The organism is Methylobacterium sp. WSM2598, from assembly GCF_000379105.1.
Lineage (GTDB): Bacteria > Pseudomonadota > Alphaproteobacteria > Rhizobiales > Beijerinckiaceae > Methylobacterium.
In genome coordinates this window covers 291,244-309,664 of record NZ_KB900609.1, presented here as the reverse complement: position 1 = coordinate 309,664, position 18,421 = coordinate 291,244, and the positions used below count along the sequence as shown (strand labels likewise).

At 72.6% G+C, this 18,421-nt stretch carries 17 protein-coding genes; 13 read left to right on the top strand and 4 right to left on the bottom strand.

The window, feature by feature from the left end; genetic code table 11:
• The first annotated feature begins 222 nt into the window (after window positions 1–222).
• The gene (locus MET2598_RS0101545; RefSeq protein WP_012334396.1) at window positions 223–1,197 is read left to right on the top strand and encodes a UDP-glucuronic acid decarboxylase family protein; all 975 of its coding nucleotides are present in this window, start codon (window positions 223–225) and stop codon (window positions 1,195–1,197) included.
• Window positions 1,198–1,892: 695 nt separating this feature from the next.
• Here MET2598_RS0101545 and MET2598_RS0101535 read toward each other — a convergent pair.
• Window positions 1,893–2,180 (bottom strand): hypothetical protein, encoded by a 288-nt coding sequence (locus MET2598_RS0101535; RefSeq protein ID WP_018259636.1) that lies wholly within the window; start codon window positions 2,178–2,180, stop codon window positions 1,893–1,895.
• A gap of 198 nt (window positions 2,181–2,378) precedes the next feature.
• Between MET2598_RS0101535 and MET2598_RS0101530 the strand changes: the two genes are divergently transcribed.
• The 4 genes from MET2598_RS0101530 to MET2598_RS0101515 all read left to right on the top strand — a co-directional run bounded on the left by MET2598_RS0101530 (window position 2,379) and on the right by MET2598_RS0101515 (window position 5,276).
• Window positions 2,379–3,698 (top strand): leucine-rich repeat-containing protein kinase family protein, encoded by a 1,320-nt coding sequence (locus MET2598_RS0101530; protein ID WP_018259635.1) that lies wholly within the window; start codon window positions 2,379–2,381, stop codon window positions 3,696–3,698.
• A gap of 64 nt (window positions 3,699–3,762) precedes the next feature.
• Window positions 3,763–4,254, top strand: coding sequence for a DUF3280 domain-containing protein (locus MET2598_RS0101525; RefSeq protein ID WP_018259634.1), 492 nt, complete (start codon window positions 3,763–3,765; stop codon window positions 4,252–4,254).
• Between the two features lie 251 nt (window positions 4,255–4,505).
• Window positions 4,506–4,721 carry a hypothetical protein gene (locus MET2598_RS0101520; RefSeq protein WP_018259633.1) on the top strand — a complete coding sequence of 72 codons (216 nt, stop codon included), beginning with the start codon at window positions 4,506–4,508 and terminating at the stop codon, window positions 4,719–4,721.
• Between the two features lie 183 nt (window positions 4,722–4,904).
• Window positions 4,905–5,276, top strand: a complete 372-nt coding sequence (locus MET2598_RS0101515) for a hypothetical protein (RefSeq protein WP_063824133.1) — start codon at window positions 4,905–4,907, stop codon at window positions 5,274–5,276.
• 13 nt (window positions 5,277–5,289) lie between these two features.
• Here MET2598_RS0101515 and MET2598_RS0101510 read toward each other — a convergent pair whose 3' ends face one another.
• Window positions 5,290–7,068, bottom strand: coding sequence for a gamma-glutamyltransferase family protein (locus MET2598_RS0101510; protein ID WP_018259631.1), 1,779 nt, complete (start codon window positions 7,066–7,068; stop codon window positions 5,290–5,292).
• 156 nt (window positions 7,069–7,224) lie between these two features.
• Between MET2598_RS0101510 and MET2598_RS0101505 the strand changes: the two genes are divergently transcribed.
• Window positions 7,225–9,072, top strand: a complete 1,848-nt coding sequence (locus MET2598_RS0101505) for a CocE/NonD family hydrolase (RefSeq protein ID WP_018259630.1) — start codon at window positions 7,225–7,227, stop codon at window positions 9,070–9,072.
• Between the two features lie 20 nt (window positions 9,073–9,092).
• On the opposite strand, the gene MET2598_RS0101500 is transcribed toward MET2598_RS0101505, so the two are convergent.
• Window positions 9,093–10,337, bottom strand: a complete 1,245-nt coding sequence (locus MET2598_RS0101500) for a metal-dependent hydrolase family protein (RefSeq protein WP_018259629.1) — start codon at window positions 10,335–10,337, stop codon at window positions 9,093–9,095.
• A gap of 56 nt (window positions 10,338–10,393) precedes the next feature.
• Window positions 10,394–11,026 (bottom strand): isochorismatase family protein, encoded by a 633-nt coding sequence (locus MET2598_RS0101495; RefSeq protein WP_012334405.1) that lies wholly within the window; start codon window positions 11,024–11,026, stop codon window positions 10,394–10,396.
• Between the two features lie 113 nt (window positions 11,027–11,139).
• Between MET2598_RS0101495 and MET2598_RS0101490 the strand changes: the two genes are divergently transcribed.
• From MET2598_RS0101490 to MET2598_RS0101460, 7 genes are all read left to right on the top strand, one after another.
• Window positions 11,140–11,805 carry a TetR/AcrR family transcriptional regulator gene (locus tag MET2598_RS0101490; RefSeq protein ID WP_018259628.1) on the top strand — a complete coding sequence of 222 codons (666 nt, stop codon included), beginning with the start codon at window positions 11,140–11,142 and terminating at the stop codon, window positions 11,803–11,805.
• Between the two features lie 67 nt (window positions 11,806–11,872).
• Window positions 11,873–12,736: an ABC transporter permease gene (locus tag MET2598_RS0101485; protein ID WP_018259627.1), complete on the top strand. Its 864-nt coding sequence runs from the start codon at window positions 11,873–11,875 to the stop codon at window positions 12,734–12,736.
• Window positions 12,736–13,812: an ABC transporter ATP-binding protein gene (locus tag MET2598_RS0101480; RefSeq protein ID WP_018259626.1), complete on the top strand. Its 1,077-nt coding sequence runs from the start codon at window positions 12,736–12,738 to the stop codon at window positions 13,810–13,812. Before MET2598_RS0101485 ends, MET2598_RS0101480 begins: the two co-directional genes overlap by 1 nt.
• Window positions 13,809–14,840: an extracellular solute-binding protein gene (locus MET2598_RS0101475; RefSeq protein ID WP_018259625.1), complete on the top strand. Its 1,032-nt coding sequence runs from the start codon at window positions 13,809–13,811 to the stop codon at window positions 14,838–14,840. The genes MET2598_RS0101480 and MET2598_RS0101475 overlap by 4 nt, the downstream gene beginning before the upstream one ends.
• Before the next feature lie 15 nt (window positions 14,841–14,855).
• Window positions 14,856–15,683, top strand: coding sequence for an ABC transporter permease (locus MET2598_RS0101470; protein ID WP_018259624.1), 828 nt, complete (start codon window positions 14,856–14,858; stop codon window positions 15,681–15,683).
• A gap of 19 nt (window positions 15,684–15,702) precedes the next feature.
• Window positions 15,703–17,325 carry an amidohydrolase family protein gene (locus tag MET2598_RS0101465; protein WP_018259623.1) on the top strand — a complete coding sequence of 541 codons (1,623 nt, stop codon included), beginning with the start codon at window positions 15,703–15,705 and terminating at the stop codon, window positions 17,323–17,325.
• Complete coding sequence (locus MET2598_RS0101460) at window positions 17,322–18,344, top strand: CobW family GTP-binding protein (protein ID WP_018259622.1); 1,023 nt, start codon at window positions 17,322–17,324, stop codon at window positions 18,342–18,344. Before MET2598_RS0101465 ends, MET2598_RS0101460 begins: the two co-directional genes overlap by 4 nt.
• The last annotated feature ends 77 nt before the right edge of the window (window positions 18,345–18,421 follow it).

Below are 18,421 nucleotides of genomic sequence, written 5' to 3'. Positions count from 1 at the left end.
CATCGAGGCTCCTGCGCTGCCGGCAGCCGACCCACCACGCTTACGGGCTCGGCACTGCGCCGTCCGCGGAAACCCCTGGCGGTCGAAGAACCGCCTGCGGCGGCACGGGCGCGCTCATCTATACGCGGGGCGGACGTCCCGGTAGGGTGATGCGGCCCTGTCCCGCCACGCTTCGGGCCGGCCTGCGCGCCCGCGCGTCACCCCATCGGATCAGACCCGACCATGCGGTACGGCAACATCAAGAAGATCCTGGTCACCGGCGGTGCGGGCTTCCTCGGCTCGCATCTCTGCGAGCGCCTGCTCGCCCAGGGGCACGAGGTGCTCTGCCTCGACAATTTCTTCACCGGAACCCGCGCGAATGTCCGGCACCTGCTCGACGAGCCCAATTTCGAGCTGATGCGCCACGACGTGACCTTCCCGCTCTACGTCGAGGTGGACGAGATCTACAATCTCGCCTGTCCGGCCTCGCCGGTGCACTACCAGTTCGACCCGGTCCAGACCACCAAGACGAGCGTGCACGGCGCCATCAACATGCTCGGCCTGGCCAAGCGGGTGAAGGCGAAGGTGCTGCAGGCCTCGACCTCGGAGGTCTACGGCGACCCCGAGGTGCACCCGCAGCCGGAAGAGTACTGGGGGCGTGTCAACCCGATCGGCTTCCGCTCCTGCTACGACGAGGGCAAGCGCTGCGCCGAGACGCTGTTCTTCGACTATCACCGCCAGCACAACCTCCCGATCAAGGTGGTGCGAATCTTCAATACCTACGGCCCGCGCATGCATCCGAACGACGGCCGGGTGGTGTCGAACCTGATCGTGCAGGCGCTCCGGGGCGAGGACATCACGCTCTACGGCGACGGGCTGCAGACGCGCTCCTTCTGCTACGTCGACGACCTGATCGAGGCGATGCTGCGGATGATGGCGACCGGGCCGGAGGTGACCGGGCCGATCAACATCGGCAATCCGGGGGAGTTCACCATCCGGGAACTGGCCGAGATCGTGCTCGAGGTGACCGGGTCGCGCTCGCGGCTGGTGCACCGGCCGCTGCCGCCGGACGATCCCAAGCAGCGCCGACCCGACATCGCCAAGGCCAGGCGCATCCTGAACTGGGAGCCGCAGGTGGACCTGCGCGCCGGCATCGCGCGCACCGTGGCGTATTTCGACGCGTTCCTGAGCGAGCAGGCGCGGATCTCCGCGGAGTGACGCCGCCGGGCGCCGCGCCGGCGGCGTCCCACCGTGATCCCCGGCCCACCGGGACGGGATCGCGGCGCCCGGACTGCCCCTCGTTCGGGATGGTCCCGCTCGCGGCGACCGTGACCGGGATGCCCGGACAGCTCACCAGGGTGACGAGCGGTCGCCCGGTGTGGGTCGCCGAGATCGTCACCCGCCAGAGCTCGGACCCGCCGACGATCCGACGTCATGGCGCGTGGGGCTCTGACGTGGACGATTCCTGGAATACCGATCGATAGGCCTTAGCCGCGGCATGCGGCTAGACTTGGCCCAGCTCGCGACCGCTCGGGCAGGACGGCGGCGCCGCATCGCCCCGCGGCGGCCTCGCGGCAGGCGCGGGAGAGCCGGGGCGCGGCCGCGCCGCCTCGACCCGCGCATCGCCGATCCCCGGGCCGACCTCGTCGCGCGGTGCGCCCCCGTGGGACCGCTTTGCCCCGCCTCACCCGGCCGAGCCGGCGAGCGCGATGCCGGTGAGCAGGATGACCAGCATGGTCGAGTAGGCCAGGACGCGCATCATGGTCGACCTCCCTGTCGGGAACCGCGCGATTATCGCACGGGGCGCGCCGGCCCGGAAGAAAATGGTAGCGCCGCCAGGAGCTTGGCTACGTGTCCGACGGCCCCGCCGCCCGTCCGTCGCGGGAATCCGGGTCCGGGACGCCCGCTCGCGCTCACCGGACCGAGTGCGCTCGGAAGGCCGCCGACAGTCCCAGCAGGGCGGCCGTCCGCTCCACCCAGCCCTTGCGCAGCGCGATGGCGTGGATCTCGGGGGTCCGCAGCACCTTGTAGCCGCACTCGATTTCGAACGAGGCGAGGAGGTCGCCCATCGGGCCGTTGACGAGCGCGAGGGTCTGCCAGACGCAGGTCTCCAGGGTCCCGCCGCGCGCGTCCCGCAGCCTGCCGCCCATGTACCACGCCCTCAGGATGGCGGGGCGCTCGAGATACAGGTCGAACTCCATCGCTCCATCCCCCTCCGCGCGGGCCCGCCCGCGCTTCCGCCGCGGATCATTGCACACGAGGAGGTCGGACGCGACTGCCTGTCGGGCGATCGGAACGGGGCCGTCCCCTGCCGAGTGCGGCCGGCTCCGCCCGCACCGGGAATTCGCCGTCATCCTCCGGCAAGCCTCGCGCCCGACCTTCCCGCGCCGACAGAATTCATGACCGCTGCCCCTTCCTCCGACACCCTGACGGCGCTCCGGCGCGGCGACCTCGATGGCGCGAAGGTGCTGCGCCTCGGCGGCGGCCTCTCCGCCGTCCCGGACGAGATCTTCGGCCTCGCCGACACCCTGGAGGTGCTCGACCTCGGCGGGAACGCCCTGACCAGCCTGCCCGACGGCATGGGGCGCCTGCGCAAGCTGCGGGTGCTGTTCTGCTCGGGCAACCGGTTCGAGCGGCTGCCGCCCAGCCTCGGCGACTGCCCTTCCCTGAGCCAGGTCGGCTTCCGCGCCTGCGGGCTGCGCGAGGTGCCGGGCGAGGCGCTGTCGCCCCGGCTGCGCTGGCTCATTCTCACGGACAACCGCCTCGGCGCGCTGCCCGCGGCGCTCGGCGAGCGTCCCGCGCTGCAGAAGCTGATGCTGGCGGGCAACCGGCTGCGCACCCTGCCGGAGACGCTCGCCGGGGCCGAGTCTCTCGAACTGCTCCGGCTCGCGGCGAACCGCTTCGAGGCGCTGCCGCCCTGGCTCACCGCCCTGCCCCGCCTCGCCTGGCTGGCGTGGTCGGGCAATCCCTGCGAGCCCGTGGCCGGGGCGGCGCGCGTGCCCCGGGTGCCGTGGTCGGCCCTCGCCTGCGAGGCGCGGCTGGGCGAGGGCGCCTCCGGCGTGGTCCACCGCGCCCTCTGGCGCAGGGCCGCGGGCGCGCCGGGGGAGCCGGTCGCGCTCAAGCTGTTCAAGGGCGCGATGACGAGCGACGGCCTGCCCGAGCGCGAGATGGCGGCCTGCCTCGCGGCGGGCGCGCATCCCCACCTGACCGGGGCCCTCGGCCGGCTCGACGGCCACCCGGAGGGCGCGCAGGGGCTCCTGCTGCGGCTGCTGCCGCCGGAATGGCGCGTCCTCGCCGGCCCGCCGAGCCCGGAGAGCTGCAGCCGCGACGTCTACGCCCCGGACCTGCGCCTGACCGGGCCGGCGGCGCGGCGCCTCGCGCGCGGGATCGCGGCCGCCGCGTCCCACCTGCACGCGGGCGGGCTCATGCACGGCGACCTCTACGCCCACAACGTGATCTGGGACGGGGCGCGGGGCGAGGCGGTGCTGAGCGATTTCGGCGCCGCCTCGGTGCTGCCGGCCGGCGCGGCGGGGGCCGCGCTCGCGCGGGTGGAGGTGCGGGCCTGGGGCATCCTCCTCGACGAACTCCTCGCCCGGATGCCGGCCGCCGAGGTCCCGCCCGCGCTCGCCGCCCTGGCGGGGGCCTGCACGGGCCCGGATCCGGCGGGGCGGCCGTCCATGGCCGAGGCGCTCGCGGCGCTCGACGCGGAGGCCCGGTGACCGGCGCGGTGCAACCCGGCGCCCCGTCCCGCGATGAGGAGGAGACGGAACCGGGAGACATCGCATGATCCGCCACGTCGCGAGGCTCGCGGCCGCCCTGACCATCGCCGCCAGCGCGGCGAGCGCCGCGGTGGCCGCCCCGCGGAAGGCCGCCGTATTCGATTTCCAGTTCGCCAATCTTGGCGCCTCGCCGCCGACCGAGGCGGATCTCGGGCGGCTCGGCCGCCTCACCGAGCAGTTGCGCGCCGCGCTCCAGGACAGCGGACGCTACGCGCCCGTGCCCCTCGCGGCCGTGGCGCAGGAGGCCGCCAAGAGCGACCTGCGCCACTGCAACGGCTGCGCCGAGGACCTCGCCCGCAAGGCCGGGGCCGAGGTGGCGATCACCGGCGAGGTCCAGAAGGTCTCCAACCTGATCCTGAACATCAACGTCTACGTGAAGGACGTGGATTCGGCCGCGCCCGAGCGGGGCTACAGCGTGGACATCCGGGGCGACACCGACGAATCCTTCGAGCGCGGTCTGCGCTACCTGATCAGGAACAAGCTGCTGGCGCAGTAGCCCCGGCGCCGGGGCCTGCGCGGCGCGCTCCCGCCCTCCACGACAAGAGGCCGCCCCGAGGGGCGGCCCGAAGTCTGGGAGGATGAAGAACGTCCAACGCTGGACGGGACGACCCTGCCACCGGCGCCCCCCGGCGTCCGTGCGCGCGCGCACGGATTGATCAACCACCGATCGAGATCACCCCGGACGAGCGCGTTGCCGCCGGCAATCTTCTCTGGCTACGCTATCCCCTCCGATCCAGAGGAGCCGGGATGACATCCTTTGATTTCGTGTCATGGCTCGAGGTTGTGCGTAAGCTCCATGGCTGGGACAAGGATACCGCCCTGGCCGAACTGGGCGTGGACCCGAGGGCCGCCGAGAACTGGACGCGCCCCTACGGCCGCGGCCCGGGATTGACCGTCGCGCTCGCCTGCGCGGCGCTCGCCCGGCGCAACCCGCTGAAGCCCTGGAGCGCGGCGGACGAGTAGCCTTGCGCGGGACATCGCCGCGGCCGGATTCCGACCCGGGTCTCGCCGCCGAAGAACGCGATGCCGCCCGGGCGACAGGGCCGGTAAGACTGCGGAGACGCTGCGTCAGCAGGCGAAGGCACGCTTGAGGCATCAAGCTTGGCAGTCTAAACCGATCCACGTTGAAGATCGGAGGCCAACATCATGGACGCGCAGCAGCAGGAAGCGTTTGCGACGCGGTTCAACACTGATGAAGTTTTTCGTCACGCGGTGTTGGCCGACCCGAACCAAGTCATCAAGACCGAGTTCGGGGTCGACCTGCCGTTCTCGCTGAAAGTCGAAGAGAGCCGGAACGGATACCGGTTCCTGCCCGTGGCGGCCGCCGGCGAGGCGATCGACGAGGCGCAGCTCGACGCGGTGGTCGGCGGCGCGGGACTGAGTTTCAGCTGGGGATCGATCTCGAGCTGGTTCTCGACCACGTTCTTCGGCGGCGGCGCGAGGCTGATCTCCGAGCACGGGGCCGGCATCGTGGCCGGGAACACCAGCCGCATCGTCGCCCCGAACACGAGCCGCTGAGGATTCCCCGCCCTCAGCGCCCGACCGCGTAGGCCTGCATCAGCCGGGGCGTCGCGGCGGCCACGATGAAGCCGTCGCGCAGCCCGGCCGCGCAGACGCGGCCCAGCGACCAGGGCGGCTCGACGCGCAGTTCGTGCCCGCGCCGGCCCAGTTCGGCGATGACCTCCGGCCCGAGCCGCTCCTCGACGAGGAGCCGGCCCGGCTCGAACAGGCGCGGATAGAAGCTCTGCGGGACGTGCCTGCTCGTGAAGAGCGGGAGGTCGATCGCCGCCTGCAGGTCGAGGCCGTGGTGCAGGTGGCGCAGCAGCACGGCCAGGGTCCACTGGTCCTGCTGGTCGCCCCCGGGCGTGCCCATCGCCAGGTACCCGGCCCCGTCGCGGGTGACGAGGGTCGGGGTCAGCGTGGTGCGCGGGCGCGCGCCGGGGCGCAGGGTCGAGGGATGGCCCGGTTCGAGCCAGCACATCTGGCCGCGCGTGGTGATCGAGAAGCCCAGGCCCGGCACGGTGGGCGAGCTCTGCAGCCAGCCCCCGGACGGCGTCGCCGAGACCATGTTGCCGTGCCGGTCGACCACGTCGACGTGGACCGTGTCGCCCCACTCCACCGGCAGGGGCGCGAAGGTCGGCTCGCCGTGGCCGATCCCGACCGGGATCTCGCGCCCGGCCATGGCGAGCACGCGGGCGATCCGCTCCCGCGCGCCGGGCAGGTCCCCCGGCAGGAGCTCCGCCGAGGCCCGGTCGGTCACCAGCCGGCGGCGCGCCTCCGCGAAGGAATCCGACAGCAGCGTCGCGAGCGGCACCTCGACGAAGTCCGGGTCGCCGTAGAACGCCTCGCGGTCCGCGTAGGCGAGCTTCATGCACTCGACGAGCGTGTGGACGAAGTCGGGTCCGGCCGGGTCCATCGCGCCGAGGTCGAAACCCTCCAGCAGCGCCAGGCTCTCGAGCAGGGCCGGTCCCTGGCCCCAGGGCCCGGTCTTGTGCACCGTGACGCCGTGATAGGCGCGCGAGACGGTCGGCTCCCGCCGGGCCGCGAAGCCGGCGAGATCCTCGGCCGCGAGGAGGCCGCGATGGCGCCGACCGCTCGAATCGACGAGCTCGGCCGTGCGGTAGAAGCGGTCCACGGCCTCGGCCACGAAGCCGCGGTAGAAGGCGTCGCGGGCCGCCTCAATCTGCCGCTCGCGCCCGCCGCCCGCCGCCTCCGCCTCGGCGACGATCCGCCGGTAGGTCGCGGCGATGTCGGGCGAGCGGAGCCGGGTGCGGGGGCGCGGCACCGCCCCGCCCGGCAGCCAGGCCGCCGCCGAGCTCGGCCACGCGGTGGCGAACAGGGTCTCGGCCGCCAGGATCGAGGAGGCGACCCGCGGCAGGACCGGGAAGCCGCTCTCCGCGTAGCCGATCGCCGCCTCCAGCACCGCGCCCACGCCCCAGGTGCCGTAGTCGCGCAGGAGCAGCATCCAGGCGTCGAAGGCGCCCGGCACCACGGCCGGCAGGAGTCCGGTTCCCGGCACCTGCGACAGGCCGAGCGCGGCGAAGCGCGCGGGCGTCGCGGCCCGCGGGAACCCGCCCTGGCCGCAGATCACGACCGGCTCGGAGCCCGCCGGCTTCAGGATGATCGGCACCTCGCCGCCCGGCCCGTTCAGGTGGGGCTCGACGATCTGGAGCACGAAGCCGGAGGCCGCGACGGCGTCGAAGGCGTTGCCGCCCCGCTCCAGCACCGACATGCCGACGGCGCTCGCGATCCAGTGCGTGCTCGCGACGGCCCCGAAGGTGCCGCGCAGTTCCGGGCGGGTGGTGAACATGGGGCTCCAGCGCGTGGGCGGGATCGATCGGGTCGGGCGGCGAGAATAGACCGGGGCGGGCGCCGGAGCCTCGGCGCGGGCGCAGGGCTGCCGCACCGCCGGCGCGCTCCTCGGGCCGCGGCCGGGGCTCTAAGGTTGCGCGCAGCAGGAGGCAGCATGTCCCCATCGACCGAGGCCGACGAGGCCGGCTCGTCCGCGTGGCGCGTCGCGCCGGGCGCCTACCTGGAGGCGCGCCCGCCCTGCTTCGCGCAGCCGGCGGCGCCGGAATCCTGCTACGTGACCATGCGCGACGGCTGCCGCCTCGCCCTCGACGTGCACCTGCCGCGGCCGCTCGAGGGCGGAAGCGCGCCCGGATCCTTCCCGACCATCCTGCTCTTCACCCCCTATTACCGCCGCTTCAAGCTCCGGCCCGGGGCGCGCGGCGAGGCGAACCCGAATTCGGGCAAGTTCCGCGACCTGTTCGTGCCGCGCGGCTACGCGGTCGTGATCGTGGACGTGCGCGGGACGGGCGCGAGCTTCGGCACCCGCGACAGCTTCCGCTCGCCGAAGGAGCGGGAGGACAGCCGCGAGATCACCGACTGGGTGGTGGCGCAGCCCTGGTCGAACGGCCGCGTCGGCGCCACCGGCGTGTCCTATCTGGGCGCGGCGGCGGATTTCCTCGCCAGCACCGGCCACCCGGCCGTCAAGGCGATCGCGCCGCTCTTCTCGGTCTGGGACACCTACAGCGACAATTACTTCCCGGGCGGGATCGCCCTCAAGGAGCTGACGCGGGTCTACGACGAGCTGATGGTCGGGCTCGACCACGACAGGCGCGACCTGCTGAAGAATTTCGTCTACTACGCGAACCCGGACTTCGCCGGGCCGCAGCCGGTCGACGAGGATCCGGACGGGATCCTGCTCGCCCAGGCGATCCGTGAGCATCTCGGCAATTTCCGCCAGACCGAGTTCATGCCGGAATTCCGGTTCCGCGAGGAGCCCCTGCCCTACGATCCGGGCTTCAGCTCGGCCTCGTTCAGCCCCTACGCGGTCTCGGACCGCATCCGGCCGGACGTGGCCGTCCTGTCGGTCTCCGGCTGGATGGACGGGGCCGGCTACATGAACGGGGCGGTCTCCCGCTTCCTCACCCTCGACCGCAACCCGCGCCACCTGCTACTCGGGCCCTGGGACCACGGCGCGCGCATCGACGTCTCGCCCTGGCGCAGGAGCCAGGAGGCGTGCTTCCCGTATCTCGGCGAGGTGCTGCGCTTCTTCGACCACTACCTCGCGGAGCGCGACACCGGCCTCGCGGCCGAGGCGCCGGTGCACGTCTACGCGATGCACGCGGAGGCGTGGCGGGAGGCCGCGTCCTGGCCGCCGGTCGCGGAGACGACCGACCTCCATCTCGGGGCGGAGGCGCGCCTGCTCGCCGAACCCGGCGCGTCGGGCGCGGCCGAGCACCGGGTCGATTTCGCGGCGGGCACCGGCCGGGGCACCCGCTACGAGCGCATCGCCGGCATCAACAGCACGGAGTACTACGCGGACTGGGCCGGCCGCACGGACCGGATGCTAAGCTTCACCTCCGCCCCGCTCGCGGCCGACCGCGAGCTGATCGGCCACGCGCTCGCGGATCTCTGGCTGTCGAGTTCGGAGCCCGATGCCGGGCTGTTCGTCTACCTGACGGAGATCGAGGCGGACGGGGCCGAGCGCTACGTCACCGAGGGGCTGCTGCGGGCCCTCCACCGGGCGGAGGCCCCGGCGCCGGAGCGCTACCGGACCACGTGGCCGTTCCGGACCTTCCGCCGCGCGCAGGCGGCGCCGCTGGTCCCGGGCCGGGTCGAGCGCATCCGCATCCCGCTCCTGCCGACGGCCTGGCGCTTCGCGGCCGGCAGCCGCATCCGCGTCTCGCTGGCGGGGGCCGATGCGGACCATTGCGGGCAGATCCCGCACGGCCGCCCGCCGCTCCTGCGCGTCCATTTCGGCGCGGACGCGCCCTCGCGGATCGCGCTGCCCCTCGCCCGGGCCTGAGCCTCCGGGCGCCCGCGCCCTCAGCGCGCGAGCGCGTCCTTCACGAAGCGGCCGCCGATCATGATCGCCGGCATGTGCCGGCCCTGGCCGGTGAGGAGCGAGAGGTCGGCGAGGGGATCGCCGTCCACCACGATCAGGTCCGCGTGCGCCCCCGGCGCCACGACGCCGAGCTTGCCCTCCTGGCGCACCACCTTGGCGGCGTTGACCGTCGCCGAGCGGATCACCTCGATCGCCGGCAGGCAGCGGCCGCGGATCACGAATTCCTCCGACTGGTGCCGGTGCATCTCGCCGAGGAGATCGGTGCCGTAGGCCATCATCACCCCGGCCTCGCGCAGGGTCTCCAGGGCGGCGAGGCCGGCCTCGCGCACGTCCTCGATCTTGGCCACCGAGGCCGGCGGCAGGCCGAGCGCCGCGCCCTCCTTGGCGAGCGCGTCGAAGGTCACGTTGGTCGGGACCACGAAGGCGCCCGCCTCGCGGATCAGCCGCGCGGTCGCGGGCGTCACGAGGTTGCCGTGCTCCACCGAGAGCACGCCGCATTCGACGGCCCGCCGGATCGCCTCGTCCGTGTAGAGGTGCCCCGCCACGTAGGTCTGGGCGTTGCGCGCCTCCTCGACCATGGCGCGGATCTCCTCGACCGAGTAGCCCAGGAAGGCGATGGGGTCGGTCGGCGAGGAGACGCCGCCATTCGCCATGATCTTGATGAAGTCGGCGCCGGCCTTGATCTCCTCGCGGGCGACCCGGCGCACGGCGTCGACCCCGTCGCAGACCCGCCCCATCGCGCCGAGCTTGGTGACGTAGTGGGAGACGTCGCGGGCGTGGAAGCGGCCGCGGTAATCGGTGTGGCCGCCCGTCTGCGACAGGGCCTTGCCGCAGATCACCAGCCGCGGCCCCGCGATCAGCCCCTCGCGCACCGCCAGCGCCAGCCCGTGATCGGCGCCGCCGAGGTCGCGCACCGTCGTGAAGCCGCGCATCAGCATGCCGTGCATGATCCGCGCCGCCCGCAGGGCGACGAGCGAATCCGGCAGGTCGGCATTGGCCCCGAGATCCGGGATCGTCGCGATCACGTGGACGTGGCAGTCGATCAGGCCGGGCATCAGCGTGCGCCCGGCGAGGTCGACCACCCGGGCCGCTTCGGCCGTCAGGGGACGGTCGGACACCTCGCGGATCGTGCCGCCCTCGACCAGCACGTCGTGGCCGTCGAGGGCCGTATCGTGGCGGCCGTCGAGGACGCGCGCGTTGCGGAAGAGGACGAGGTCGGGGCTCATGAGTTGGTCCCTCTCGGGCTGGACCCTGTGCGGGTGGGGGCGGGGCGGCGAGGCCCTCAGGCGGCGTTCCGGCTCCGCCAGGCGTCGAGCCAGCCGAGCACGGTGGCGAGGTCGCTGACGTCGACGTAGCGCCGGCCGAGGTCGCGCAGGTTGTCGCGGTGCGGCCCCTCCTCGATGTCGCCGACGCAATCCTCCGGCACGATCGTCCGGTAGCGGTAGCTGAAGCTGTCGATCGCGCTCGCCCGGATGCATCCGCTCGTGTTGCAGCCCGTCACGATCACGGTGTCGACCCGCTCCTTGGTGAAGTAGTCGGAGACGCCGGTGTTGAAGAAGATCGACGGGCCCTTCTTGGTGACCATCAGGTCGTAATCGGGCCGGTAGATGCGCGGGTCGAGGGCGACGCTCGGGTGGTCGTGCAGGAACGTGTCGCGCACGGCGGTGATCTTCCAGTACGGCATCTCGCGCTGGTTGAGATAGGCGGTGTTGCAGACCGCGACCGGCACGTTCGCGCGCCGGGCGGCGTCGAGGAGCCGCGCGGTGTTCTCGACCGCGCGGGCCACCAGGGGGGCGCCGCCGAGCGGGTATCGCGGATCCGTGAAGCCGACCTGGAAGTCCACCACCACGATCCCGGGCTTCGCGCCGAATCCGACCGGGATCTCGCCGTAGCTGCGGTTCGCGTAATCGTCCATCGCGCCCTCCGGGGTGGTCGTTCCGCCGCGGGCAGACTGGACAGAGCGAAAAAAACAGGCAAGCTTGTTTTTTTAGCGGGCGCCTCCGGCGCGCAACCGGGCGGGGAGAGTCGGTGTCGCGGACCGAACGCCAGCAGCAGGCGCGGAGCGTCGCCACCCGCGAGCGGCTGGTGCGCGCGGCCCTCGATGAGATCTTCGAGGTCGGCTACCACGCGGCCACGACCCAGCAGATCGCCGAGCGCGCCCGGGTCTCGCGCGGGGCCCTGCTCCACCATTTCCCGACCCGGGCCGACATCATCCTGGCCGCCATGGAGGTGCTGCTCGCGGACGGCACGGCGGAGATCAAGGCGGTCTCGGCGGATGTGCGCAGCGGGGCGCTGCCGCTCGCCGACTTCGTCGAGTTCCTCTGGCAGCTGTTCTCGGGCCGCTTCTTCTACCTGTCGATGGAGATGATCACCGAGGCGCGCCACGATCCGGCCCTGCGCCGGGGCCTGATCCCGGTCGTGCAGCGCTTCCACGCCGCCCTCGACGCGATCTGGGTCGAGTTCTGCGACGGGGAGCGGCGGCCGCCCCGGGAGGCGCGGATCATCCTCAACCTCACCGTCAACCTCGTGCGCGGCATGGGCGTGCAGACGGTGCTCCGTCCCGAGCCGGACTATTACCGCGACATGATCGAGGCCTGGAGATCCCTGCTGCCGCAGCTGATCGCCGGCCCGGCGGGCGACGCCGCCTTCGCGGGCCCGCGCTTTCGCGCCACGGGCCGGGAGGCTGTATCATGAGCCGGCGCGTCGGTCCGAGGCTCACCGGCCCGCGTGGCACCCGTCTTGCGGAACCGGTGGCGTCCCCATGAGCGTCGCATCCCTCTCCCCCGCCTCCGCCCCGGCCCTCGCCGCGAGGCCCGGCCTCTCGGTCCGGCTCGGCCGGGCGGCCTTCCAGGCCGCCGTCATCCTGGCCTACGCGGTCATCTTCGCGCCGATCGCCATGGTGATCGCGATCTCGTTCTTCGACCAGGAGATCGTCACCTTCCCGCCCGACGCCCTGACCCTGCGCTGGTACGTCAACGCCTGGGCCCAGCGCGACTTCGCGCGCGGCTTCGCGACCTCGCTGGAGATCGCGCTCGCCGCGACGGCAATCGGCGTGCCGCTGGGCACCGCCGCCGCGCTGGCGCTGGTGCGGGGCAGGATCCCGGGGCGCGGCCTGATCAACACCTTCCTGCTCGCGCCGCTCGCGGTGCCGGCGATCGTGGCGGGCTCGGCCCTCTACATGTTCTACCTGCGGGCCGAGGACTGGCTCGACATGGACATCAAGGCCACGTTCGGCGGCCTGGTGGCGGCCAACGTGCTGATCACCATCCCGTGGACGGTGCGCCTCGTCGGCGCGAGCCTCGCCGGCCTCGACCGGGCGGCCGAGGAGGCGGCGGCGAATCTCGGCGCCCGGCCGCTCACGGTGTTCCGCCGCATCACCCTGCCGATGCTGCGGCCCGGCATCGTGGCCGCCTCCCTGTTCTCCTTCGTGGCGAGTTTCGAGAATCTCGAACTCAACCTGCTCCTCGTCGGGCCGGGCCGCACCACCCTGCCGGTCGCGATGCTGAGCTACCTGGAATTCCGCATGGACCCGACGCTGGCCGCGGTCGCGACCGCGCAGATCGCCATGGTGACGATCCTGATGCTGGTCACCGACCGCTTCGTGAAGCTCTCCCGGGTGGTGTGATGGGCACGCTCCTCCTCGACGGCGTCTCGAAGCGCTACGGCGACGCGACGGCGGTCGCGCGCGTCGACCTCGACGTCCGCCAGGGCGAACTCGTCGCCCTGCTGGGGCCGTCCGGCTGCGGCAAGACCACCACCCTGCGCATGGTCGCGGGCTTCGTCGAGCCGAGCGGGGGCCGGGTGCTGATCGGCGGGCGCGACGTGACCCGGCTGCCGCCCTACGCCCGGGACACCGGGATGGTGTTCCAGTCCTACGCGCTCTTCCCGCACATGAGCGTCGCCGACAATGTCGGCTTCGGGCTGGAGATGCGGAAGGTCGGGCGGGCCGAGCGCGACCGGCGCGTTGCCGAGGCCCTGCGCCTCGTGCGGCTCGACGCGCTGGCCGACCGGCTGCCGCGCCAGCTCTCGGGCGGGCAGCAGCAGCGGGTCGCCCTCGCCCGCGCCCTGGTGGTCAGCCCGGCGGTGTTCCTGCTCGACGAGCCGCTCTCGAACCTCGACGCCAAGCTGCGCGCCGAGGTCGGGCTCGAGATCCGCGACCTGCAGCGGCGGCTCGGCCTCACCACCCTGATGGTCACCCACGACCAGGACGAGGCGCTCGCCATGGCCGACCGGCTCGTCGTCATGGAGCACGGCCGCGTCCTGCAGGTCGGCAGCGCCGAGGATCTCTACGAGCGCCCGGCCAACACCTTCGTGGCCGGGTTCGTCGGGCGCTGCAACCTGCTCGCGGGCGAGCGCGAGGGCGCGGACCTGTTCCGGCTGCGCAGCGGCGCCGCCGTGCCCTGCGCGCCGGACGGCGGCGCCCGCGCCGGCATGCTGGCGATCCGGCCCGAGCGGGTGACCGTCTCGCCGGGCCCGGGCGAGGCCGGCTCCGCCGCCACGCTGAAGGCCCTGACCTACCTGGGCGCGCGCACGGAGTACCACCTCGACCTCGCCGGCGAGGCGATCGTCGCCGTCACGCCCACGCCCCTCCCGGCGGATCCGCGCCGCCGCCTCGCGGCGGGCGACCCCGTCCGCATCACCTGGTCCGCCGACGCCGCCCGCGTCATCCCGCTCGACAGCGCAGGAGCCCCCGCCCGATGATCACCCGTCGCACCATCCTCGCCGGAGGCGCCGCCCTCGCGCTCGCCGGCACCCGCGCCCGGCCCGCCCTCGCCGAGACCTCCTCGATCGTGGTCGGCACCTGGGGCGGCGATTACGGCGCGCTGCTGCAGCAGAACATCGACATCCCGCTCGTCAAGCCGCTCGGGATCGAGGTCTCGCAGGACATCGCCAACAACGATCCGCGCCGCACCAAGCTGATCTCGGAGAAGACCAGCCGGCGCGGCAGCATGGACGTCGCCTGCATCAACGACATCGACAGCTACGTGCTCAGCCAGCTCGGGGTGCTGGAGACGGTGCCGGCCAGCGCGGTGCCGCGCCTGTCGGCGGTGCTGGACGTCTTCCGCAAGCCGCACTCGATCCCGCATATCTACTCGGCGCTCGTGGTGCTCTACAACCCGAGCAAGGTCACCGCGCCGCCGAAGAGCTATGCCGACCTGTTCGACCCGAAGTACAAGGGGCGGGTCGGCTTCTCGGACATCCTCTACAGCTACAACATGGCCGGCGCCAATATCGGGGCGGGCGGCACCATGGGCGACTTCGCCAAGGGCAAGGCAGCGCTGTTGGACCTCAGGAAGCTCGACCCCAAGGTCTACCCGTCGAACGAGGCCCTGGCGGCGGCGCTGAAATCCGAGGAGGTCTGGCTCGCGCCGATGTGGCTGGCGCGCGGCTTCATGTGGAAGCAGGCCGGCATCCCGGTCGAGATGGCGGTGCCCGAGGAGGGCGCGGTGCCGATCCTGTTCGAGGCCGGCGTGCCCAAGAACTCGCGCGCCAAGGACGGGGCCTTCAAGTACCTGAACGCCATGCTCGACCCGCAGGCGCAGGTCGCCTTCGCGGCCAAGATGGGCTACGTGCCGACCGTGAAGGACGCCAAGCTGCCGGAGGATCTCGCCCGGCAGATCAGCCTGACCGAGGCCCAGCAGGCCAAGCTCCACCCCCTCGACTACGCCTACATGCAGCAGCAGCAGGCCGCCTTCACCGACTTCTGGAACAAGGAGTTCAAGGCCTGATCGGCCGGCTCCGCCATGATCGCCCTCATCCTGCCGGCCGTGCTGGTCGTCGGCGCCCTGCTGATCGGGCCGATGGTGCTGCTCGCCCGCATCTCGCTCAACCAGTACAGCCCGACCCAGCTGATGATCGAGGCGACGACGGCGCAGAACTACCTCAACGCCGTCGCCGACCCGTATTACCGCGGCGTGATGGCGACGACCCTGGTCATGGCCTTCACCTGCACGGCGGTGACGCTGGCGCTCGGCTTCCCGGCCGCCTACCGGCTCGCCCGGATGGAGAGCCGCTGGAAGAGCCTCGTCACGGTGCTGACGCTGATCCCGCTCCTCGTCGGCAACGTGGTGCGGGCGGCGGGCTGGATGGGGCTGCTGGGCCAGGACGGGCTGATCAATGCGGGGCTCCAGGGCCTGCGGCTGACCACGGAGCCGCTCCGGCTGATCTACACGCCCGGGGCGGTGGCGGTCGGGACGATCGCGGTCGTGCTGCCCTACATGATCCTGACCCTGGCCTCGGTGATCGAGAGCATCCCGCGCGCGGTCGAGGAGGCGGCGGCGAATCTGGGCGCGGGCGCGCTCACGGTGTTCCGCCGCGTCGTGTGGCCGCTCGCGCTGCCCGGCACGGTGGCGGGCTGCGTCCTGGTCTTCATCCTGTGCATGAACACCTACGCGACCGCCGTGCTGCTCGGCGGCTCGCAGTTCAAGATGATGGCGCCCGCCGTCTACGACCAATTCTCGAAGGGCATGAACTGGCCGTTCGGCGCCGCCCTCGCCTTCATCCTCCTCGCCGCGACCCTGATCCTGACGGTGCTCGGCACCGCCCTCCTCGGCCGCCGCTACGCCCGCTGACTCGACTGGAGTGGACCCGATGACCGACGCGGCGATCCCAGCCGGCACCCTGCCCGGCAACGAACTGGCGGCCGAGCGGGCGAGGGCGGGCCAGCCGCCGCTGGTCCCGGCGACCGCGCGCGACCGCGGGATCGGGCCGCATCGGCGGCTCGTCCTGCGCGGCGCGACCGTGATCGACGGCACCGGCGCCCCGCCGATCGGCCCGACCGACATCGTGGTCGAGAACGGCCGCATCACGCTCCTCAAGAAGGTGACGGGCAACCTCGCCACCAGCGCGAACCGGCCCGCCCCGGGCGACCACGAGATCGATTGCCGCGGCAAGTGGGTGACGCCCGGCTTCGTGGATTGCCACGCCCATGCGGGCGTCGCCTACCACGCGGCCAACGGCTGGGTGCCGCCGGTCGAGTACGTCTACAAGCTTTGGCTCGCCCACGGCGTCACCACGGTGCGCGAGATGGGCTCGTTCAACGGCCTCGACTGGATGCTCGACCAGAAGCGGCGCTCGGCCGAGAACACGATCGCGGCGCCGCGGCTCCTCGCCTACAGCTACTTCCCGGCCGTCAACGACATGCTGAAGCTGGTCCACACGCCCGAGGAGGGGCGGGCCTGGCTGCGCAGGCTGAAGGAGCGGGGGGCCGACGGGGTCAAGTTCTTCGGGGCGCCGCCCGCCATCATGGAGGCGGCCCTCGACGAGTGCCGCCAGCTCGGCCTGCGCGCGGGCTGTCACCACGCCCAGATGGCGGTGACGCGCATGAACGCGCTCACCACCGCCAAGTGGGGCCTCACCAGCGCCGAGCATTACTACGGCCTGCCCGAGGCCCTGTTCGAGGACAGGGTGGTCCAGAACTTCCCGCTCGACTACGATTACAATGACGAGTATTTCCGCTTCTCGGTCTCCGGCCAGATGTTCAGGCAGGGTGCGGAGCCCGGATCCAGGAAGTGGAACGAGGTGCTGGAGCAGTTCCTCGAACTCGGTTTCACCTTCGTGCCGACCTTCACCATCTACGACGCCAACCGCGACCTGATGCGGGCGCGCCAAGCCGATTGGCACAAGGAGTACACCTGGAAGTCCATGTGGGACTACTTCACGCCGCAGCGCGGCGGTCACGGCTCCTACTGGTATCGCTGGTCCACCCAGAACGAGATCGAGTGGAAGGAGAACTATCGGCTCTGGATGGCCTTCATCAACGAGTACAAGAATCGCGGCGGCCGGGTCTGCGCCGGTTCGGATTCGGGCTTCATCTATCAGATCTTCGGGTTCGGCTATATCCGCGAGCTGGAGCTGCTGCAGGAGGCGGGGTTCCACCCGCTGGAGGTGATCCGCGCGGCGACCTCGCAGGGGGCGGCCCTGTGCGGGCTGGAGGACGAGATCGGCACCGTGGAGGTGGGCAAGCGGGCCGACCTGCTCGTGCACGACCACAACCCGCTCACCGACTTCAAGCTCCTGTACGGGACCGGCGCGCTGCGCCTCGACGAGGCGACCAACGGCGCCACCTGGCACCGCGGGCTCGCCAAGACGATCAAGGACGGGGTGATCTACGACACGGCCGAACTCCTCGCCGACGTGCGCGCCCTCGTCAGCGCGACCTGGGAGGTGGCGGTCCCGGCCCGGTACGCCGCCGCGCAGGCGCCGGGCGCGTGACGGACAGCCTCGACTTCGTCGTGCTGACGGGCTTCCTCGGCTCGGGCAAGACCACGCTCCTGCGCGACTTCCTCGGCCGCCCCGAGGCGGCCGATACCGCGATCATCGTCAACGAGGCCGGGGAAATCGGCCTCGACGGGCTCATCCTGCGCGAGACGGGCGGCGACGTCCCGATGAGCATGCTGTCGAACGGCTGCGTGTGCTGCCAGGTGACGAGCGACCTCGCGCGGACCGTCGAGGCCCTGCTGTCCGCGGAGAGGCCGGACGCGTCGGGGCCGCTGCGCCGCATCGTCCTGGAAACGAGCGGCCTCTCGAAGCCGGGTCCCGTGCTGCGCCAGCTCGCGAGTCTCGCCGCCCTCCGGATGCGGGTGGCGGTGGTGGCGACCTACGACGCCGCGAGGGGATGGGCGACGACCGGGTTCGAGGAGGCGGCGGCGCAATGGGCCGCCGCCCACCGCATCGTCCTCACCAAGCTCGACGCGGTGCCGGAGGCGCGCCGCGACGCGGCGCGGGCGGAGAGCGCCGCCCTGAACCCGCTCGCCGAACTGGTGACCGACCCCGACCGCGGCGCCGCCGTGGCGGCCGCCTTCGCGCCCCTGGCCCATCCCGGCCGCGAGCCGGCGACGCCGCTTCCGGTGCCGGGCGGGGCGCATCCGCGCGTGGCGGTGCGGCTCGGGCGGCCGGCCGGTCCCCTCGCCTACGACGACCTGGCCGCCTGGCTCGACAACCTCGCGGGCCGGCTCGGCGACCGCCTGCTGCGCCTCAAGGGCCTCGTGCGCGTCGCGGAATCCGAGCGCCCGCTCCTGGTCGAGAGCGTCGGGACGCTGTTCTCGCCGCCCCGCCCGTTCGGCCGCCCCGGCGAGGGCGCAGCGCCCTTCGTCGTGGTCATCGCCCGCGACCTCGCCCCGTCCGACCTGGAGGGCGTCGACCCCGTCGGCCTGTTCCGGTTCGCGCCGTGGAGGGACGGCAACCCCTTCCTCCGCGCCGCGCCGGCCGGCAGGCCGCGGGCCGAGCCCTGACGCGCGGCCCGGCGCGGGCGAGGCGCACGGGCGGGCGTCGCCCTCTCGCGGCCGTCAGTGCAGCCGCGGGTAGCACT

Excerpts from the sequence above, each read along its gene's own strand:
- MET2598_RS0101545 (WP_012334396.1), top strand. The coding sequence starts at position 223 with ATGCGGTACGGCAACATCAAGAAGATCCTGGTCACCGGCGGTGCGGGC.
- MET2598_RS0101485 (WP_018259627.1), top strand. The coding sequence starts at position 11,873 with ATGAGCGTCGCATCCCTCTCCCCCGCCTCCGCCCCGGCCCTCGCCGCG.
- MET2598_RS0101470 (WP_018259624.1), top strand. The coding sequence starts at position 14,856 with ATGATCGCCCTCATCCTGCCGGCCGTGCTGGTCGTCGGCGCCCTGCTG.
- MET2598_RS0101535 (WP_018259636.1), bottom strand. The coding sequence starts at position 2,180 with ATGGAGTTCGACCTGTATCTCGAGCGCCCCGCCATCCTGAGGGCGTGG.
- MET2598_RS0101520 (WP_018259633.1), top strand. The coding sequence starts at position 4,506 with ATGACATCCTTTGATTTCGTGTCATGGCTCGAGGTTGTGCGTAAGCTC.
- MET2598_RS0101500 (WP_018259629.1), bottom strand. The coding sequence starts at position 10,337 with ATGAGCCCCGACCTCGTCCTCTTCCGCAACGCGCGCGTCCTCGACGGC.
- MET2598_RS0101510 (WP_018259631.1), bottom strand. The coding sequence starts at position 7,068 with ATGTTCACCACCCGCCCGGAACTGCGCGGCACCTTCGGGGCCGTCGCG.
- MET2598_RS0101495 (WP_012334405.1), bottom strand. The coding sequence starts at position 11,026 with ATGGACGATTACGCGAACCGCAGCTACGGCGAGATCCCGGTCGGATTC.
- MET2598_RS0101475 (WP_018259625.1), top strand. The coding sequence starts at position 13,809 with ATGATCACCCGTCGCACCATCCTCGCCGGAGGCGCCGCCCTCGCGCTC.
- MET2598_RS0101465 (WP_018259623.1), top strand. The coding sequence starts at position 15,703 with ATGACCGACGCGGCGATCCCAGCCGGCACCCTGCCCGGCAACGAACTG.
- MET2598_RS0101530 (WP_018259635.1), top strand. The coding sequence starts at position 2,379 with ATGACCGCTGCCCCTTCCTCCGACACCCTGACGGCGCTCCGGCGCGGC.
- MET2598_RS0101505 (WP_018259630.1), top strand. The coding sequence starts at position 7,225 with ATGTCCCCATCGACCGAGGCCGACGAGGCCGGCTCGTCCGCGTGGCGC.
- MET2598_RS0101515 (WP_063824133.1), top strand. The coding sequence starts at position 4,905 with ATGGACGCGCAGCAGCAGGAAGCGTTTGCGACGCGGTTCAACACTGAT.
- MET2598_RS0101525 (WP_018259634.1), top strand. The coding sequence starts at position 3,763 with ATGATCCGCCACGTCGCGAGGCTCGCGGCCGCCCTGACCATCGCCGCC.
- MET2598_RS0101480 (WP_018259626.1), top strand. The coding sequence starts at position 12,736 with ATGGGCACGCTCCTCCTCGACGGCGTCTCGAAGCGCTACGGCGACGCG.